We start from the raw sequence: 4,253 nt of genomic DNA on the forward strand, positions 1-4,253 counted from the left end.
CGTCTGCGGAGCCGCCTACGGACGCGCCGATGGGGCCGCCTACGGGCTCGCCGATGGGGCCGGCCTGCCACCGTCCGTCGGCGTCCTCGGCCAGCAGCCACCGGGTCGCGCTGTCGCTCACCCGTGCGAGTCTGCCACCGCCCACTGACAGGGCCGGTGCTGGCGCGCGGGACCACATGTTTCCCGGGCCGGGCCGGGCCGGGCTGGGCCCTGGCTGGGCCGGGCGGACGTGGCTGGCCGCGGGGCTGCGCCCTGCCGTGGGGCTGCGCCGCTGCAGCCGGGGCCTACGGGCCGTGCCCGGGCGCGGGGCTTCTGGGCTGTGCCTGCGTCGGCGACCGGGGACTCCGGGCTACGCCCGTGCCCGTGCCCGGGGGACTCCGGGCTCCGCCCGTGCCGCCCCGGGCATTGCCTGGCCCGTGTCGCCCACTTCCGGGCTGCGCCCTGCGTCCTGCTGGGATCGCGACTGGGCCTGCCGCCCAGGCCGCGCGCGGCCTGCCCCGGCTGCAGCGGGCACTGGCCGGAGACGGCACATCTCGGCCGCCCAGCGGCCGGCCCCGGCCCGCCCGCTCGGGCCCGAGCCGGACCAGGGGTGGAACCGGCCACATGGCGCAGGCAGCCAGCGTCTGCCTCCGTCCGCGCTGTCGCCCGGCTGTGTCTCTGCCGGGTGGGCCCTGCGTCCTGCTGGGATCGCGACTGGGCTTGCCGCCCAGGCCGCGCGCGGCCTGCCCCGGCTGCAGCCGGCACGGGCCGGAGACGGCACATCTCGGCCGCCCAGCGGCCGGACCCGGCCCGCCCCGCTCGGGCCCGAGCCGGACCAGGGGTGGAACGGCCACATGGCAGCAGGCAGCCTGCATCTGCCTCCGTCCGGGCTGCCGTCCGGTTACGCCTCCGTCCGGGCGCCGCCCAGCTACGCCCGCCCGGGCTGCCGCCCGGCTACGCCTCCGCCGGGTGGCCCCAGCGGCGTCTCCGCCCTGGGCTGCCGCGCCGCCGTCCGGGCTGTCGCCCGGCTGCGCCTCTGCCCCGGGCTGTCGCCCGGCTACGCCCGGCCCGGGCTGTCACCCGGCTACGCCCGCCCGGGCTGCCGTCCGGTTACGCCTCCGCCCGGGCAGTCGCCCGGCTACGCCTCCGCCGGGTGGTCTCGGCGGCGTCTCCGCCCCGGGCTGCCGCCTGGCTGCGCCGCCGTCCGGGCTGCCGTCTGGCTGCGCCTCCGTCCGGGCTGTCGCCGGGTTGTGCCTCCGTCCGGGCTGCTGCCCGGTTGTGCCCCTGCCCGGGCTGCTGCCCGGCTATGCCTCCGTCCAGGCTGTCGTCCGGCTACGCCCCCGCCCGGCTGCGCCCCCGCCCGGCCTGCCGCCCGGCTGCGCCCCCGCCGGGCCGTCCAGCTGCGTCTCCGACCCGGGCGGCGGCCCCCGCTGCGCCGCCGTCCGCAGGCCCGCTACGCCGCCGCCGACCATGCCCCGTTCGCCTTGACCGCCTCCGCGTAGACCTGCAGGGCCGGGCGGGGAGGGTGGCCAAGGAGGGTGGGGAGGGTGCCGGTGTCCGGGGTGGCGAGGAAGCCGGCCGCGATGGCCGAGTACGTGCCCACCAGCATCGGCACCTGGAAGCCCACCGACCCCGGGCCCGACAGGGCCGCCCGGGCCTGGGCCAGCGTGCCCGGGGCGTAGGCGGCGTCGACCGCGGCGGCGAGGTCGGCGCCGCCGACCGCGTGCTCGCCGACGAGCTCGTACGTCTGTCCGGCGTGCGGCGCCGGGTCCGTGGCGACCCGGACCGCGACCTCGGCCAGGTCCTCGCGGGCCACGGCCGCGATCCGCCCCTCGCCCAGCGGCGCGGTGATCCGCCCGTCCGGGCCGGGCGCGGCGAGCGCCGCCAGCAGTTCCGCGTACAGCCCGTTGCGCAGCACGGTCGCGGGGACCGGCGACGCGGCCAGCCGCCGCTCGGTCCAGCGGTGCGCCAGCGCGTACGGCAGGTGGTCACCCTCCCGGGTGAGGCTCGTGTACACGATGTGACGCACCCCGGCCCGCTCCGCCGCCGCGATCGCGGCCTCGTGCCGCGCCAGCACCGTGTCGTCCTCCCCGTACCCCGCCGAGATCATCAACAGCGTCCGGACACCGGAGAAGTCCAGGCCATCGGGGTCGTCGAAGTCCACCCGCAGCTGATCCGGACCCGTCGGCCGCCGCGTCCCCAGGCGTACGTCCGCCCGCCCGGCCAGCTTCTCGGCGATCAGTGAACCCAGTCCGCCCGAGGCACCAGTGATCAGCAGCATGGGAACTCTCCCGTCCGTTCCGTGGTTCGTACATACATCGTGGACCGGACCGGATCGCTGCATAAGGAGGCACATTCATGTCAGCAGGGCACACCGGGGTAACCGCCCCAACAGCCCCCGCAGTCCCCGCCGCCCCCGCCGCCCCCGCCGAGCCGGTCGTCAGTTGTGCGGACGACTGCGGGATCCGGGACGTGCTCGACCGGCTCGGCGACAAGTGGTCCGTCCTTGTCATCGTCGAACTCGCCGCCGGGGTCCACCGGTTCAAGGAGCTCCAGCGCGCCGTCGACGGCATCTCGCAGCGCATGCTCACGCTGACCGTGCGCCGGCTGGAGCGCGACGGGCTCGTCACCCGCACCGTCCACCCCACCGTCCCGCCGCAGGTCGAGTACGAGCTGACCGACCTCGGCCACAGCCTCACCCACCTGGTCAAGGGCCTCGCCGACTGGTCCCTCGCACACCGCCCCCGCATAGAGGCCGCCCGCCGGGAGTGGGACGCCAGAGCGGACATGCCAAGCTGAAGGGCGTGAACGACATCGTCGAGCGGGCCTGCGCCGCCGCCCTCTACGCCCAGGACGACGCCGGCCTGGACACCGGCGCGTCACTGCTCGCCGCGGACCCGGCCGCCTGGCCCGGCGTCGGCCGGGCGCTGCTGGCGCGCGGGGCGACGTACGTACGGCAGGCCTGGGAGCGCGGCTGGCAGCCGGCGGACGTGCTCCGGCTGGTCCGCCGCGACCTCGCCGAGCGGCACGTGCGGCTCGCCGAGGACCTGTTCGCCGCGGAGGCCCGCCGCTACGCCCGGCTGCCCGCGCGCTGGCCGGCGTACGAGGCGTGGTGGGCGGTGGGGGGAGCGCCCGGAGCCGGCGACACAGCAGCGACCGGCGACGACGCGTACGCCGAGGCGGTCGCCCGCCGGGAGAAGGCCGACCGCTTCACCCTCGCCACGGCGGTCCTGGAGCTGCTGCGCCTGCTGGTCCGGCTGCCCTCGATCGAGCCGGTGGGCCCGGTCCCCGGCGACCCCGCCGACGTACCGGAGGCCGCGCACATCGAGCCGCGGATGCTGGGCCGGATCCGCGCCCTGCTCGCGAAGGCGGAGGCCACGTCGTACCCGGAGGAGGCGGAGGCGCTCAGTGCGAAGGCGCAGGAGCTGATGGCCCGCCACACGGTGGACGAGGCGGTGCTCGTCGCGCGCGGTGAGGGCCCGGCGCGGACGCCGGGTGCCCGCCGGATCGGCGTGGAGCCGCCGTACGAGGAGGCGAAGGCGGTCCTGCTGGACGCGGTGGCCACGGCCAACCACTGCCGGGCGGTGTGGAACGGGGCCTTCGAGTTCTCCACGGTCGTCGGCTTCGAGAGCGACCTCGAAGCCGTCGAACTGCTCCACACCTCCCTGCTGGTGCAGGGCACGGCCGCGATGACCCGCGCCGAGGCCGCGCAGCGCTCCGGCGGGCGCAAGCGGACCAAGACCTTCCGGCAGTCCTTCTTCCTCGCCTACGCCAGCCGCCTCGGGCACCGCCTCACGGAGACGGCCGAGCACGCCGCGGGTGCGGCGGGTGCGGATGGTGCCGCGGAGGGCTCGCTGCTGCCCGCGCTGGTCGCCCGGGACGTGGCGGTCGACTCGCGGGCGGAGGAGATGTTCCCCCGGACCACGACCACCCGGCTGCGCGGTGCCACGGACCTGGCGGGCTGGACGGATGGCACGGCCGCGGCCGACGCCGCCCGGATGGGCGGGGGCGGCAGGACGCACCGGCCCCTGCCGAAGTAGCCGGCGGCCGCCGGCGCAACCCGACCGACCGGCCCGAGCGACTGGCCCGCGCGACTGACCCGACCGGCCCGGCCCCTGTCTCTTATACACATTCGACGCTGCCGACGATCTTACGCGTCTTGACCTCACCGGTCGCCACGACACGGCGAACACCTTAAACTCCACAGATACTCTACCCGGCCGCACAATCCAGTACCAGGACGAACCGAGCATCACCTTGTACGTCAGAGTGCA

The 4,253-nt window shown here is 76.7% G+C and carries 3 protein-coding genes; 2 read left to right on the forward strand and 1 reads right to left on the reverse strand.

Translation table 11 applies throughout. The features are described from left to right. Nucleotides 1–1,432: 1,432 nt before the first annotated feature. Nucleotides 1,433–2,260: an NAD(P)H-binding protein gene (locus GPJ59_RS34195; protein WP_219671871.1), complete on the reverse strand. Its 828-nt coding sequence runs from the start codon at nucleotides 2,258–2,260 to the stop codon at nucleotides 1,433–1,435. 77 nt (nucleotides 2,261–2,337) lie between these two features. Here GPJ59_RS34195 and GPJ59_RS34200 point away from each other — a divergent pair, with 77 nt between their 5' ends. Beyond that, the gene (locus GPJ59_RS34200; protein WP_219671873.1) at nucleotides 2,338–2,778 is read left to right on the forward strand and encodes a winged helix-turn-helix transcriptional regulator; all 441 of its coding nucleotides are present in this window, start codon (nucleotides 2,338–2,340) and stop codon (nucleotides 2,776–2,778) included. Nucleotides 2,779–2,783: 5 nt separating this feature from the next. After that, nucleotides 2,784–4,019 (forward strand): DUF2786 domain-containing protein, encoded by a 1,236-nt coding sequence (locus GPJ59_RS34205; protein ID WP_219671874.1) that lies wholly within the window; start codon nucleotides 2,784–2,786, stop codon nucleotides 4,017–4,019. Nucleotides 4,020–4,253: the final 234 nt, after the last annotated feature.

The sequence above is a fragment of the Streptomyces bambusae genome (genome assembly GCF_019400985.1).
Taxonomy (GTDB): domain Bacteria; phylum Actinomycetota; class Actinomycetes; order Streptomycetales; family Streptomycetaceae; genus Streptomyces; species Streptomyces bambusae_A.